This is a genomic window from Mucispirillum schaedleri ASF457, from assembly GCF_000487995.2.
In the GTDB taxonomy this organism is placed as follows: Bacteria; Chrysiogenota; Deferribacteres; order Deferribacterales; family Mucispirillaceae; genus Mucispirillum; species Mucispirillum schaedleri.
In genome coordinates, this window is the sequence record NZ_CP097562.1 from 708,586 (window position 1) to 723,408 (window position 14,823).

12 protein-coding genes and 1 pseudogene are annotated in these 14,823 nt (G+C 31.5%); 3 read left to right on the forward strand and 10 right to left on the reverse strand.

Features of this window, described 5'->3' with window-relative positions; translation table 11 throughout:
• Window positions 1-204 precede the first annotated feature (204 nt).
• Window positions 205-2,004, reverse strand: coding sequence for a polymorphic toxin type 44 domain-containing protein (locus N508_RS03410; protein WP_251930660.1), 1,800 nt, complete (start codon window positions 2,002-2,004; stop codon window positions 205-207).
• A gap of 278 nt (window positions 2,005-2,282) precedes the next feature.
• Between N508_RS03410 and N508_RS03415 the strand changes: the two are divergent.
• Window positions 2,283-2,783 (forward strand): annotated as a pseudogene (locus tag N508_RS03415) (IS3 family transposase); the annotation flags it as partial.
• Between the two features lie 532 nt (window positions 2,784-3,315).
• Here the strand turns inward: N508_RS03415 and atpC are convergent.
• The 9 genes from atpC to gap form a co-directional block, all read right to left on the reverse strand.
• A complete protein-coding gene (gene atpC, locus N508_RS03420; protein WP_023275002.1) occupies window positions 3,316-3,711 on the reverse strand; it encodes an ATP synthase F1 subunit epsilon in 396 nt (131 codons plus the stop codon).
• Between the two features lie 2 nt (window positions 3,712-3,713).
• The gene (gene atpD, locus N508_RS03425) at window positions 3,714-5,120 is read right to left on the reverse strand and encodes a F0F1 ATP synthase subunit beta (protein WP_023275003.1); all 1,407 of its coding nucleotides are present in this window, start codon (window positions 5,118-5,120) and stop codon (window positions 3,714-3,716) included.
• A gap of 14 nt (window positions 5,121-5,134) precedes the next feature.
• Window positions 5,135-5,992, reverse strand: coding sequence for an ATP synthase F1 subunit gamma (gene atpG / locus N508_RS03430; RefSeq protein ID WP_023275004.1), 858 nt, complete (start codon window positions 5,990-5,992; stop codon window positions 5,135-5,137).
• 62 nt (window positions 5,993-6,054) lie between these two features.
• Window positions 6,055-7,563 (reverse strand): F0F1 ATP synthase subunit alpha, encoded by a 1,509-nt coding sequence (gene atpA, locus N508_RS03435; protein ID WP_023275005.1) that lies wholly within the window; start codon window positions 7,561-7,563, stop codon window positions 6,055-6,057.
• 57 nt (window positions 7,564-7,620) lie between these two features.
• Window positions 7,621-8,163: an ATP synthase F1 subunit delta gene (gene atpH, locus N508_RS03440; RefSeq protein WP_023275006.1), complete on the reverse strand. Its 543-nt coding sequence runs from the start codon at window positions 8,161-8,163 to the stop codon at window positions 7,621-7,623.
• A 3-nt stretch (window positions 8,164-8,166) separates the two neighbouring features.
• A complete protein-coding gene (locus N508_RS03445; protein ID WP_023275007.1) occupies window positions 8,167-8,709 on the reverse strand; it encodes a F0F1 ATP synthase subunit B in 543 nt (180 codons plus the stop codon).
• Between the two features lie 12 nt (window positions 8,710-8,721).
• Complete coding sequence (locus N508_RS03450) at window positions 8,722-9,153, reverse strand: F0F1 ATP synthase subunit B (protein ID WP_023275008.1); 432 nt, start codon at window positions 9,151-9,153, stop codon at window positions 8,722-8,724.
• Window positions 9,154-10,197: 1,044 nt separating this feature from the next.
• A complete protein-coding gene (locus tag N508_RS03455) occupies window positions 10,198-11,367 on the reverse strand; it encodes a phosphoglycerate kinase (protein ID WP_023275009.1) in 1,170 nt (389 codons plus the stop codon).
• 83 nt (window positions 11,368-11,450) lie between these two features.
• On the reverse strand, window positions 11,451-12,449 hold the full coding sequence (gap, locus tag N508_RS03460; RefSeq protein WP_023275010.1) for a type I glyceraldehyde-3-phosphate dehydrogenase: 999 nt from the start codon (window positions 12,447-12,449) through the stop codon (window positions 11,451-11,453).
• Window positions 12,450-12,667: 218 nt separating this feature from the next.
• Between gap and N508_RS03465 the strand changes: the two genes are divergently transcribed.
• Together N508_RS03465 and N508_RS03470 are read left to right on the forward strand one after the other, a co-directional pair.
• Entirely contained in the window at window positions 12,668-13,360 is a 693-nt protein-coding gene (locus tag N508_RS03465) for a DUF2461 domain-containing protein (protein ID WP_023275011.1), read from the forward strand.
• Window positions 13,361-13,442: 82 nt separating this feature from the next.
• Window positions 13,443-14,654 carry an ankyrin repeat domain-containing protein gene (locus N508_RS03470; RefSeq protein WP_023275012.1) on the forward strand — a complete coding sequence of 404 codons (1,212 nt, stop codon included), beginning with the start codon at window positions 13,443-13,445 and terminating at the stop codon, window positions 14,652-14,654.
• The last annotated feature ends 169 nt before the right edge of the window (window positions 14,655-14,823 follow it).

Consider the following 14,823-nt stretch of genomic DNA (forward strand, 5'->3'; position numbering starts at 1 on the left):
TATAATATTATAAAAGAGTAACATATGTGAATTATACTAACAAAATATACTGCAATATAAGGGTCTAATAAACCAACGATAAATCCTTTTACATCGGTATAGAAAAATAGTAATATACCTATATATAAGACATCAGATGTAATAATGAATATAAATAGAATATAGTATATCTGAAATAACATTGAACGAAAAAAATTTTTTATTTTATTCATCTGGACACTCTCCATTTTGAAAATAATATTTCAAAAGATCATTACCAACTATATATGATAATATATCATAAGCATTTATAAAACTGCCTTTTACATATTTATCATATATAGAAAAACCTATTTTAATAGCTGCTTTATCACATTGCGTATCACCTTTTGTGAAAGAATGATTAGATTCTTTCTGAGCTAAATCTGCTCCATCTAACAATGTATTTTCACTAAATCTACAATATTTACCTGCCACACCAAAATCTATATTTGACCATACATCATATGGGATTTCTTTATCTATATATACATGATGATAACGCCTTGATAAGCCCATACTTGGAAACAAGGCTGATAACTGCCACTTATGGTCCCAAAAACTATCTGTTTTAACTGCTTCATAAAATAAAAAATATGGTTGAGCTGTTCCATATAACGGTATCATATCATAAAATGGATTTGAGAACCTTATAATATCTTGAGCAACACTGCTTTTTAAATTATTTTCAATTTCCCCTGCCATATAATTTGCTACATCAACTGCATCAAAACCAAGCTGAATATATTTACCTTGTTCTAATACTGCCCTTTCTACAAATGGACATAAGATAACTGCACATTCCTGCTCGCTATTATTTAGCACATAATAATAAATATTTTTTACTTTATTGTAAATAATCTTTCTTTGATATGCTTCTTTTATTTCTGAAACAGATTTAGAGATATACTCTGTTGCTGCTATAACACTCACATTACCTGTAACTTCTATTTTATCTGTGCTAAAGGATGCAAAATCTATATCTAATGGATTATTTTTATATTTATCTATTATTTCTTTGCAGGCTTCTTTTAACGATAATTCCCATATTTCTCTATTATTATCATCTTCTTTCTTGTAATTTGATTTTAAATCTGTTCGTATAGTGATTTTTAACCATTTCAAACCTGCTATACCATATGAAAAATGGTTGAAATTATTATCATAATTGTCGGCTTCTATTTTTATGCCAAAAGTATATAGTTTTTTAATATTATCATCTTTTGGATTACCTTTCAAGCATAATTCTGGGTCTTTATTGTATAAATATTCTGCTTCATTTTCAACATTGATAACATACAATGACCTGCCATAATAGGATGTATATTTTTCTGATAAGTAAAGCTTATTAAATATCGGTTTTTTATCAGGAAAGATTATATAAAAATTATATCCTTTCAAACCTTTAAGAAATATTAATGATTTATTATATATTGCAGCTACTATTACTATCTCTTGATTTTGATGCAGCTGTTTTCTTTTTTCTTCATTAAATATACTGCTTGGTGTAAAATGAAAATAATCTCCTGTATTGATATATTCTATTTCTTTACAATTTAATATTTTATCTTTATCATACAGTATATTTAATTGATTGAGTGGTATAGTAAAATATCCCCATTGGATTTTATCTATATACTCTGAAGATGTATGAACATTAAAATGATGTTCACAGATAAAAAAATCATCTTTTGCAGATAACTCATCTATATTAACAAGTTCTATTTTATCTATAACATTATGAAACACATCCATTAAATTTATATTAAAAGTTCTTTCTGCTTTTTTATTTTTCCTGTCTGTCTTATTTATCAGCATAAAATCTAAACTTTTGCTGTTAGCTGCTTTTTTACTTGCAAAATCTGCCTTATTAAAAGAAAACAATACTTTCTGGTTACTGTTTGTTTCCTCTGGGTTATAATAAAAGGATGCTCTGCCATTGCTTATTTTGCTCTCAAATATTTCTCCTGTTTTATTTACATACATATAGTATGGTTTATCATTTATATTTATTCATTTAATGTTTCATCTAAACTTGTTAAGATTATATCTAATTTAAAGTCACTGATTAAAAATTTCATTTCATCTAACTAATTTAATAAAAGATTTATTTATTTGTCATTATTATCTTTGCACTAAAGGGGTTTCTTCTTGATATTTGTCCATCTATACACAATGCCTTATTTAACTTTGGATTATATGATATTTCGTAATATTTAGTGCAATTATCTATTGTATCATGTATATGTTAGAATAAATTAAATAGAGAATTTACAAGTGATAGACCAGCATTAAAATGGGTAACAGATGTAACAGAGATAAAAATAAATAATGAGAAGTTGAACTTATCAGTCATAATGGATTTATATAACAGAGAAATCAAAGCATACAGCATAAGTAAATATAATAATGAAGAAATGGTAATAGATAATTTAAAACAGGCAATAGATAAAACAAAAGATACAACAGGGTTAATGATATATTCAGACCAGGGCATATTATATCATGCTAATGAGTTTAGAAATTTATTAAAGTCCTATAATATAGAGCAGAGTATGTCAAGGCGTGGCAACTGCTATGATAATGCTGTTATGGAAAGTTTCTTTGCTACTTTAAAATGTGAATTTGTTTATATTAACAAATTCAAAAATATAGAACAGTTTAAATATGAACTTGAAAAATATATTGATTTCTATAATAATTACAGAATAAAAGCTAATGGACTTACACCTTTACAGGATAATAAATTTATTAAGGTGGCTTAGTTCAAAATTTTTGGGTAAGTTCATATCTAAAAATGTAATAATTTAAATATATTATACACTATTGCAATATATGCAATTTAGATTTTTTGCCTTTAAATTCAGGCTCAAAATGAATTATATTGTTAGAAATAATATAATCTTATTTAATAGATGAAATATATATACAATAATCATAAAAAATATTTATTGATTATTTTTTCTATACTTATAAAATTATCACGAATACTTGCTTTAAATAAATCTGCCATTTCTATTATTTTTTAATTACATCAATATTACATAAATTAATACTTTAATCATAAACTAATGCTCTTAATACTTCTTTGCATGAAAGGTTATACTTCGTTTTTATTTTTATTGTATATTTGCTATTAGTATTATTAATTTCTAAAATATTTTTTAAAACCTTAAAAGCAATATAATTAATAAAAAATAATATAGTATTGATAATGTATATTTTCATAAACTTAAACATTTTACTAAAAAAAGGGTGCTTAAAAAGCACCCTTTTATATATCAAATATAATGAATATTAATTATTTAAAGCTGTTTCGCAGAATTTTAATGCAGTTTCTTTTTCCCTGCGGATATCATTGTCAGCTATTTCACCAGCTAACTCTGCACTTAATACATCATACTCAGCTTTAATTTTTGCAGCATCAATGTCTTTCACATATACTGCTTTTTCAACTAATACATTAACTTTATTATCTGCTACTGCAAGAAACCCTTTAGATACTATAACCTTAAATGTTTCTTGACCTATTGCATAGGTAAGCACACAAGGCACTAACTCTGTGCAAAATGGGGAGTGATCTGGATATAAACCAAATGCACCGCATAACCCAACAGCAAAAACATTATCTACCTCTGATGATACAAGTAACTTTTCAGGTGAAACAAGTTCAAGAAACAATTTATCAGCCATAATTATTTTCCTTGTTTAGACTGCTCAAAAGCAGTTAAAACTTCATCAATTCCGCCTTTCATAAGGAATAACTGCTCAGGTATTTCATCGCATTTTCCTTCTAATATCATTTTAAAGCCATTAATAGTGTCTTTTAATGATACATATTTACCAGGTGCACCAGTAAACTGTTCTGCAACATGGAAAGGCTGAGATAAAAATCTTTGGATTTTTCTTGCTCTTGCAACAGTTAATTTATCATCATCAGATAATTCTTCCATACCTAATATTGCAATAATATCCTGCAACTCTTTATAACGCTGCAATACTGCCTGAACACCACGAGCAACATGATAATGTTCTTCACCAACATAGGCAGGGTCCAATATTCTTGATGTAGAATCAAGTGGGTCAACTGCTGGATAAATACCGATTTCTGCAATAGCACGGGAAAGAACTGTTTTTGCATCAAGGTGAGCAAATGTTGTTGCTGGTGCTGGGTCAGTCAAGTCATCAGCAGGCACATATACAGCTTGAACTGATGTAATGGAGCCTTTTTTAGTTGATGTAATACGCTCTTGTAATTCACCCATTTCTGTTCCTAATGTTGGCTGATAACCAACAGCAGACGGCATACGACCTAAAAGAGCAGAAACTTCACTACCTGCTTGAGAGAAACGGAAAATGTTATCTACAAATAATAATACATCCTGACCTTCATCTCTAAAATGCTCTGCAATAGAAAGTGCAGAAAGTGCAACCCTCATACGAGCACCAGGTGATTCATTCATCTGACCATATACAAGAGAAACTTTATCTATAACATTTGATTCTGTCATTTCTAAAAAAAGGTCATTACCTTCACGAGTTCTTTCACCAACACCCGCAAATACTGAGTAACCACCATGACCATGAGCAATATTATGGATAAGCTCCATAATAATAACTGTTTTACCAACACCTGCACCACCAAAAAGACCAGTTTTACCACCTTTAGTATATGGCTCAAGTAAGTCAATTACTTTAATACCAGTTTCAAGGATAGCAACACTTGTTTCCTGATCTTCAAGTGCTGGAGTAGGCTGGTGAATAGCTCTTGTAGCACCAGCATTGATTGGACCTCTGTTATCAACAGGTTCTCCAACAACATTTAATATACGACCAAGAACTTCTTTACCAACTGGAACAGATATAGGTTTGCCAGTATTAGAAACTTCCATACCTCTAACTAAACCATCAGTAGAAGCCATCGCAACAGCACGAACCATATCTTCACCAAGGTGCTGTGCTACTTCACATATAACACTTCTTTTTTGAGCTTTATCTTCAATTACAAGAGCGTTGTAGATTTCCGGCAGTTTGCCAGTAGAAAATTGAACATCTACAACAGGTCCGATAATTTGAAGGATTTTGCCTGTATTTTCAGCCATGAATGTTCTCCTAATTATTTTAATGCTTCAGCACCGTTGACAATGTCTAACAGCTCTGTAGTAATAGCAGCTTGTCTTGTTTTATTATAGTTAAGAACAAGCTTTTTAATCATTTCACCGGCACTTCTAGTTGCATTATCCATAGCAACCATTCTTGCACCATGTTCTCCGGCAACTGATTCAAGCATACTTTGGAATATACTTGTATTTATAAATTGAGGCAGTAAACTGTCTAACAGAACATTTACATCAGGTTCATATTCAAAATCTGGATATTTTGGCTCTGAACCACTCTCAACTGCAAGAGGTAATAATTTTTTAATTCTAACTAACTGGGAAGAAGTAGATTTAAATTCATTATATATAAGATGAACTTCATCAGCGTTACCATTAATGAAGGACTTAGAAATAAGCCTGCCTGCATCAACAGCATCATTAAAACTATATTTACCGCCAAAACCAATCCACTTCTCAACAATTTCAAAACCACGCTTAGCAAAAAAATCAAATGCACGCTTGCCAACAGGAACTATTTTTATAGTTTTGTCTTTATTTTCTTTTGCAAAGTTATATGCCGCTTTTAATACATTTGAGTTAAAAGCACCACATAAGCCTTTATCACTTGTTACAACAACAAGATATATTGTATGCACTTCTTTTGCTTCAAAAAAAGCATGTTCTGTATTGCCGCCTGCACGGTTAGAAATTTCTTGTATCAGTTCTGCCAGTTTATCTGTATAAGGGCGTGCTGACTGCATAGCCTCAATAGCTTTACGCATTTTAGCAGCAGAAACCATTTTCATAGTTTTTGTTATCTTTTGCGTATTGCTGACAGAATTTATTTTTCGTTTAATATCGCGTGCACTAGCCATTAAAAGCTCCTAATCTCCTAAAATTATCAGTGAGCATACTTACAGATTGCTCTGTGGTCATTTTATGCAGTAAATTGTTTTTTAAATGTTTCTAAAGCAGATTTCATTTTATTAGTTAAATCATCAGAAATAGCTTTTTTCTCTGCAATTTCTTCCAGTATGCCTAAACCACTAGATTTAAGATATGATAGATAGTCCTGTTCAAACTTTCTAACATCTTTAACTTCTATATCATCTAAGTAGCCATTAATTGCTGCAAATATAACAGCAACTTGTTCTTCAACTGGGAATGGTTTGTTTTTATTTTGTTTCAAAAGCTCCATTAAACGACTTCCGCGAGTAAGCTGTTTCTGAGTAGCTGGGTCTAAGTCACTGCCAAACTGAGCAAATGCTGCCATTTCTCTGTATTGAGCAAGCTCAAGACGAAGTTTACCAGCAACTTGTTTCATTGCTTTAATTTGAGCAGAACCACCAACACGAGAAACTGAAATACCTGCATTAACAGCTGGACGGAAACCAGAGTTAAAAAGGTCTGTCTCTAAGAATATCTGCCCATCTGTGATAGAAATAACATTTGTTGGGATATATGCAGAAACATCCCCTGCTTGTGTTTCAATAATTGGCAGTGCTGTTAATGAGCCAGCACCTAAATCATCATTTAATTTAGCAGCTCTTTCTAATAATCTAGAATGTAAGTAGAATACATCACCAGGATATGCTTCACGACCCGGTGGGCGGCGAAGTAATAATGACATCTGTCTGTAAGCTGTAGCATGCTTAGATAAATCATCATAGATTAAAAGAGCATGTTTGCCATTATCTCTGAAATATTCACCCATTGTGCATCCTGCAAGAGGAGCAATAAATTGAAGTGGAGCAGGGTCAGAAGCTGTTGCTGCCACAACAATTGTATAATCCATAGCACCATGCTCTTCTAATGTTTGAACAACTTGTGCAACTGTTGAGCGTTTTTGACCTATTGCAACATAAACACAAATCATATTCTGCCCTTTTTGGTTGATAATAGTATCAAGAGCAATTGCAGTTTTACCAGTCTGGCGGTCACCAATGATAAGCTCCCTTTGACCTCTGCCTATAGGTATCATTGAGTCAATCGCTTTAACACCTGTTTGAACTGGTTCATGAACTGGTTTTCTTAATACGATACCAGGAGCAACTTTCTCAATAACATCTGTTTTTTTAGCATTGATAGGACCTTTGCCGTCAATTGGCTGACCAAGGGCATTTACAACCCTGCCTACAAGTTCCTCACCAACAGGAACAGATGCAATTTTACCTGTGCGTTTTACAGTATCACCTTCTTTAATACCAAGATAATCACCCATAACAACAACACCGACATTGTCTTCCTCTAAGTTCAATGTCATACCATAAATACCGCCAGGAAACTCAACTAATTCCCCAGCCATAACATTGTCAAGCCCGTAAATTTTTGCAATACCATCGCCTGCGCTGATTACGGTGCCAACTTCCTCCATAGCAACCTTTTTATCAAAATCTTTGATTTGGTCGCGTATGATCTGGCTTATTTCTTCCGCTTTTATGTGCATAAAGCCATGCTCCTTGAATATATTCTTTTACTTATGAAACCATAAGTTTAACAAATCTTATATTAATGATGCTTTTAATTTGTCAAGCTGACCTTTGATTGTAGCATCATAAAGTCTGCTTCCAAGCTTCACTTTCACACCACCAATAACTGATGGGTCAATCTTGTCTTTTAATACAATAGTTTTGCCTGTTAAATGCTCTAATCTTTTAACAAGTTCTTTTTTAACTGCATCATTTGCAGCCTCAGCAAATACTGCCTCTGCTTCAACTTTGTTTTCTGCTTCCATGATAAACTGTTGAACAGATTTCTCAATATCAGCAAATAATGTAAGACGCTTTTTCTCAATTAAAACAGCTATAAATTTATACAGCTCATCAGATATTCTGCCTGACTTTTTTAATGCTGAAAATATAGCAAGTTTTTCATCATTAGAGATAGTTGGGTTTTTTATCACATTAGCAAAATCACTGCTTGTGCTGCAAAGAGACGCAAGAGCAGAAAACTCTTCCCATATTTTTGCTGCACTTGATGCATGGTTTTGGTTAATGTATGAGAAAAAAGCACCTGCATAACGACGCGCAATAGTATTGTTACTCACCTGCTACTCCCCTATACGCTTAACGTATTCATCTAATATTTTAGCAGCTTTACCGCCGCTTATTTCTTTAATAAGTTTTTGCTCTGCCTGATTTGCTGCCAACTCTACAGCTTCATGGTGCAGCTCTTGTATAGCACGCTCTTTTTCTGACTCTATCATATTAATAGCAAACTGTTTCATTTGTTCAACATGCTTTTTAGCATCAGCAATCATATATTCTCTTTCTGATTCTGCTGCTTTTTTAGCATTTGCTTTCATTTCTTCAAGCTCTTTTTCAAGCTCTGCCATTTTAGCTTCATACTGCTTTACTTTAGCCATAGCCTCATCTTTTGCAGTTTCAGCCTCAGCAAGTGCTGCTTTAATATCTTCAGTTCTTTGGATAAGCATAGCTTTGATTCTTTTAGCTGTAAGAAAATATAAAAGTGCTGCGAAAATAACAAACATTGCAACACGCCAGCCAAATGTTTTCCAGTCAAGCTCACCACCAGCAGCAAATGCAGTTAATGGAAAAGAAAGCAAAGCTGTTAATAAAAATGCTTTTTTCACCTGCTCCCCCTTTTATGCCACATTACCAGAAATGGTTTTGTATATTATTTCACTAATATCTTTTACTTCTTTTTGTAATGTCTGTTTAGCAGCTTCATAAGACTGTTTTAACTCATTACGGGAAACATCTGTAGATTTTGCAATTTCTGCTTTTGCTTCTGCAATAATAGCTTCAACTTCCTTTGCTGCTTCATCTTTCATTTTAATTTGATAAGCAGACATTTCTGCCCTGACAGCAACAAGTTTTTCTTCGTAAGCTTTTTTAGAATCTTCAACAGATGCAAGCCCTGAATCTGCTGTTAATTTAAGCTGTTTAATCTTTTCATCTCTAGATTCAATAGTAGCTTTTACTGGGTTAAGGTATAAAAACTTAGCCATAATAATGACTACAATAAGAAGGAAAAGTTGGATAAAAAGAGTTTCATCTAAACCGATAGAAATCATCAGCCACGCTCCTTATTAGATTTGGTAGTATATTTTGCTAGAATAACACAAAATATATCTGAGATAAAATATGCTGATACCTAAGCATAATTTTACTAACAATATACTCTATCAGTAATCTTTTAATGTGTCAAGATTAAAACAGCTTTGTATTCTTATTTTTTGTTAATACAGTAACAGTTGTTTATCAAAAATGCGAGCATCATTATTTATTCTTACAAAGTAAAAATTTTTATAAAAAAATGTTCTAGTCTACAAACATAGCAAAACATCACAGTTCAGTATAATCTATATATATTTGCTTTTTTATTATAATTATTTTTTAGTATCTAATACTATAAATCCTGTCTTTTGTTTTTTCCAGCTTCCTTATTGTTTTTACTATTATTTTGAATTCATCATATATCATACTAAATACTGTCTTATTATTACTTTTATTTTTAAAAATATTTACATTCTGCTTATCAGAGCAATATTTATAAACATCACATACAATGTCTTTTAACTTCAATTTATTATTAAAATAAACAAACTGTTTTTTTAGATACTTCACTTATACATTAAGCTAAGTATTAACATACGATTTCACAATATAAGTCATTTTGAGCCTGATTTTTTAAAGGCGAAAAATCTGCATTATATATATTACAGCAGTGCATAAATATTTAAATTATTTGTATTTTTAGATACTTCGCCTTTCAGGCTCAGTATGACCTGAAGCTTTTGCATTGCAGTAAGACATGTAAGCAAGTTCTGTAAGACAATGCAGGGACAGGAAATCCCGTATGAAAGAATAATAAATAAACTACTTCGTTTTTCAGTCTCATTATTTCTGCTTTTACTTTCAATATTCTTGCTATATATTGCTCCTTTCTACTTTCTACTTTATATCTATATTAATAAAAACATCCGCACTTTCTTTTCCACAGGCATTATACTAAGTATCTATAAATAAAAAATATATATGTTTTCTTTATAAAACAACGGAGCTGAAAAATTATCCATTAATCAGCTCCGCTCATATAATACAGCAATACTATTTTACTATCTTAAAATATCAATACCCGGAAGTGTGCCAAATTCAACATATTCTAAAGATGCACCACCGCCTGTTGAAATGTGAGATATATTAGCAGCAACACCTGCTTTTTTAACAGCAGAAACAGAATCACCACCGCCAACAATAACTGTAACACCAAGAGAAGCAAGTTTATTTGCAATAGCAAAAGTGCCTTCTGCATAAGCAGGCTGTTCAAATACACCCATAGGACCATTCCAAAGAACAGTTTTGCAAGGCTCTAATGCCTTTGTATATTCTTCTCTTGATTTTGGACCAATATCAAGCCCCATGTAACCATCAGGGATTGCCTGCTCATTGCAGACACTAGGCTCACCGCCAAATTTATCAGAAATAATGTGGTCGCATGGAAGCAGTATTTTAATACCTGATTTATCTGCCTGAGAAAGAACATCTCTAACTGTATCCATCTGCTCATCTTCTACTAATGATGTGCCTGTTGAAATACCTTTATATTTTAAGAAAGTGTAAGCCATAGCACCACCAATTAAAATTACATCAGCAATTTTTAAAAGACTTTTAATAACCCCTATCTTATCGCTTACTTTTGCACCACCAATTATTGCAGCTAATGGTTTTTCAGGGTTTTTAATGAGTTTATCAAAATATTTTGCTTCTTTTTCAACTAAAAATCCAGCTGCTTTATCATTGATTAACTCTGCTGCACCATAAACTGAAGCATGTTTTCTGTGGCATGTGCCAAATGCATCGTTTACATATACTTCAAATGGTTTTGCAAGTTCTTTTGTAAATTCTGGGTCATTTTTTTCTTCCCCTTTATAAAAACGGACATTTTCAAGTAAAATAACTTCACCGTCTTTCATATTATTAACTGCATCTTCTACAACTTTGCCAACACAGTCTTCTACAAATTTAACAGGGAAAATATTTTTTGCATTAATATAGTCTGCAACAGGTTTTAAAGAAAACTCCATTTTCTTTTCGCCTTTTGGTCTTCCTAAGTGGCTGCATAAAGCAACACGAGCACCCTGCTCCATTGCATATCTAATAGTTTTTGCTGCTTCCTGAATACGAGTATCATCACCAACAACACCATCTTTTATAGGCACATTAAAATCAACCCTGATAAATGTTTTTTTACCTTTTAAGTTTAAATCTTTGATGCTTTTAACCATATTGTTCTCCAAATTTAAAAATATGAAATGATAAAAAAATGGGGGAGCATAAAACTCCCCGCAGAATATATATTATAATCAGATTATAATACTTTAGTAAGCAGTTGTGCTGCTCTTGTAGAATAGCCCCATTCGTTATCATACCAAGAGATAACTTTAACCATGTTGCCTTCCATAACTTTTGTAAGTTTTGAATCAAAAGAAGAAGAATTGTCATTGCCATTAAAGTCAATAGAAACAAGTTCTTCATCATAGTATCCAAGAATACCTTTTAATGGACCTTCTGCAGCTTCTTTAACAGCAGCATTGATTTCTTCTGCTGTAACATTTTTCTTAACTTTGCATACTAAATCCACAACAGAAACATTTGGTGTTGGGACACGGATAGCAAAACCATCTAATTTACCTTTTAACTCTGGTAAAACTAAACCAACAGCTTTAGCAGCACCAGTAGATGTAGGTATCATAGATACAGCTGCAGCTCTTGCTCTTCTTAAATCTTTATGAGGAAGGTCTAAAATTCTTTGGTCGTTAGTGTAAGAGTGAACTGTAGTCATAAGACCATGTTCAATGCCAAATTTGTCATTAATAACTTTTGCAACTGGTGCAAGACAGTTAGTTGTGCAAGAAGCATTGGAAATGATGTTATGTTGAGACTTATCATATTTATCAAAGTTAACGCCTAAAACAACTGTAATGTCTGGGTCTGTTGCTGGTGCAGAAATAATAACTTTTTTAGCACCTGCCTGCAAATGTTTTTCAGCATCTGGGCGTTTAGTGAAAAGACCAGTTGATTCTAAAACAACTTCAACACCTAATTTAGCCCAAGGAAGATTAGCAGGGTCTTTTTCTTTTGTGATTTGGATTTTTTTGCCATCTATAGCGATATAATCTTCACCATAAGTGATTTCATTTTTTAAGTTACCATGAACAGAGTCATATTTTAATAAATGAGCAAGTGTTTTAGGGTCTGTTAAATCGTTAATAGATACGAAATCAATATCTAATTTGTGTTCTAAAGCAGAAAGAAGTACGCATCTACCTATGCGTCCGAAACCATTAATACCAACTTTTACAGCCATTTTTGCCTCCGATAAATTGCCACTGTGGGCTTCTAATTGTAGTATGCTATATGGTATAATTTTAAATCAATATTGTCAAATAAAAAAACTAAAAATATCTTAAAATTTATCATTTTTTTTCAATATGTATTTATGAATATAAATAGTTATTTTTTCTTGCATTAAGGTTGTGATTTATATAACATATAAAATAAATAATATTTTTAAAGGTATTTATTATGAATAAAATATATTTTACAAAAGAAATGATTGATTTTTATGAAACACTTGCAAGAAACAATAATAAAGAATGGTTTGCAGAAAACAGACATATATATGATAATAAAATAATTCCTGCTGCAAAAGAATATGTTATAGACATGGGTGAAAAATTAAAAACTATTGTGCCAGATATTTCCTATGCTCCAAAAATAGACGGCTCTATTTTCCGCATACATAAAGATGTGAGAATAAATAAAGGCAAACCGCCTTTTAAAACTCACCTTGGCATAATATTCTGGTCTGGTGCATCAAGGCTTGAAAGCCCGTGCTTTTATCTGCATATTGAGCCGCCTTTTTACTATACAGGAGCAGGCATTGCAAAGTTCTCTCCAGAAATGCTTGCTGCATACAGGATTATGGTAAACAGTAAAAAATATCAGGATATTCTTATAAATATTAAAAATACAGCACAGGAAAATTATTTTAAAATACTTGGAGAAAAACTTAAAAATGTGCCAAAAGGTATTGAGCCTTTAAATGAAAATGCAGCCGACTTTTTAAAATACAAGCACATATATATTAATGATGAAATGCCTTTAAATAAAGACTTTTTTAGTGAAGATTTTTTTGCCTATACCTTTAATATATTTAGCAAGATGAAAGATTTTTTCATTTTTATATCAGATGTAGTAAAAAATTCTAAATCTTAATATCTGTTTTGGCATACAGCTTGCTATATAGTTCAGTAAGTGAATGAAAAAAGTGAATTTATTGATTATAAGGAAGTGAAGTATGGGTTTAGGTATTGAAGAAAGATATGATGAATTTTTAAAAGCATGTCAGGCAAATGATTTAGAATTAGTAGAAGATTTAATTTTTGACAGAAAATTCAGACTTGATGTAAACCGTCCATTAAAAGATGGAACAAATGCAATAATTATTGCTGCTCAGGAAGATAAATATCAGCTTGTTAAACTATTACTTTTAAACGGAGCTGATGCAAACTCTAAAATACCAAATGGCTGGAATGTATTAATGCTTGCTATTAGAACAGGCAATTATGATACATGCAAACTTTTAATTGATAAAGGTGCAAATATCAATGAAAAAAGCCCTGAAGGTATAACTCCATTAACTCTTGCTGCTTTTTGTAATAACTTTGAAATAGTAAAACTGCTTGTACAAAAAGGTGCAGATGTTAATGCTGTAACAGAAGATAAAAAAACACCTTTAAATCAGGCAAAATCTAAAGAAATTAAAGAGTTCTTAATAGAAAATGGTGCTGTTGATACATCAACAGATACTACTAACTATAAATATACAGCAAAAGTTTTAAAATCAGCTCAGGAAAACTTTGAATTTGGTCAAGAACTGCAAATGCATAACCTTTATAATGAATCTATTATTTATTTTGACAAAGCAATAGAAATGGATAAAAAATTTGCAAGAGCATACACCGGTAAAGGATTATCACTATTAATGACTGGTAAATATTATGAAGCTATTGCATACTGTGCAAGAGCAGCTTACATGAACCCTTATGATTCAGAAGCCTTTTTATATAAAGGTGATGCTCTTACAAAAATTGATAAAAACTTAGAAGCATTAAGCTCTTACGATAAAGCATTAAAAATAAACCCATCATCAGCTATATGCTACATAAACAAAGCAGACTGCCTTGCTGCTATGAATAAAATTGACGCAGCATTAAAAGTATATGAATCTGCAGCAATTTTAAAACCAGATTTAAGAGAGATTTATACGAAAAAAGCAGCTCTGTTAAACAAAATACATAGATATGAAGATGCAGTTGTTAATTATGACAAAGCAATAGAATTAAATCCATATATTGCAGTTACTTATAATAATAAAGGTGTTGCAATGCATAAATGTGGCAAACTTGCAGAAGCCATAAAATGCTTTGAACAGGCTATTGAAATAGACCCTGAATATGAAAAAGCTATTGCAAATAAAGAATTTTCCTTAAAAGAAATGGCAGGCTGATTTTAGTTTACTGGGAAGCTGTGTTAGTATATGGCAGTTTTTTCCTGTAAGGGAACTGATTTGCTATAATACAACTTCCCATATTTATTAATACATAGTAATAAAAATTTTAAAATTTTCCTTTTATACTGTATATGTATATTATATATGAGTATCTATCAAATCTAGA

What these genes read in the sequence shown, in the direction of transcription:
- N508_RS03410 (WP_251930660.1), bottom strand. Translation starts at nt 2,004, where the DNA reads ATGTATGTAAATAAAACAGGAGAAATATTTGAGAGCAAAATAAGCAAT.
- atpC (WP_023275002.1), bottom strand. Translation starts at nt 3,711, where the DNA reads ATGGCTGATAAATTGTTTCTTGAACTTGTTTCACCTGAAAAGTTACTT.
- atpD (WP_023275003.1), bottom strand. Translation starts at nt 5,120, where the DNA reads ATGGCTGAAAATACAGGCAAAATCCTTCAAATTATCGGACCTGTTGTA.
- atpG (WP_023275004.1), bottom strand. Translation starts at nt 5,992, where the DNA reads ATGGCTAGTGCACGCGATATTAAACGAAAAATAAATTCTGTCAGCAAT.
- atpA (WP_023275005.1), bottom strand. Translation starts at nt 7,563, where the DNA reads ATGCACATAAAAGCGGAAGAAATAAGCCAGATCATACGCGACCAAATC.
- N508_RS03450 (WP_023275008.1), bottom strand. Translation starts at nt 9,153, where the DNA reads ATGATTTCTATCGGTTTAGATGAAACTCTTTTTATCCAACTTTTCCTT.
- N508_RS03455 (WP_023275009.1), bottom strand. Translation starts at nt 11,367, where the DNA reads ATGGTTAAAAGCATCAAAGATTTAAACTTAAAAGGTAAAAAAACATTT.
- gap (WP_023275010.1), bottom strand. Translation starts at nt 12,449, where the DNA reads ATGGCTGTAAAAGTTGGTATTAATGGTTTCGGACGCATAGGTAGATGC.
- N508_RS03465 (WP_023275011.1), top strand. Translation starts at nt 12,668, where the DNA reads ATGAATAAAATATATTTTACAAAAGAAATGATTGATTTTTATGAAACA.
- N508_RS03470 (WP_023275012.1), top strand. Translation starts at nt 13,443, where the DNA reads ATGGGTTTAGGTATTGAAGAAAGATATGATGAATTTTTAAAAGCATGT.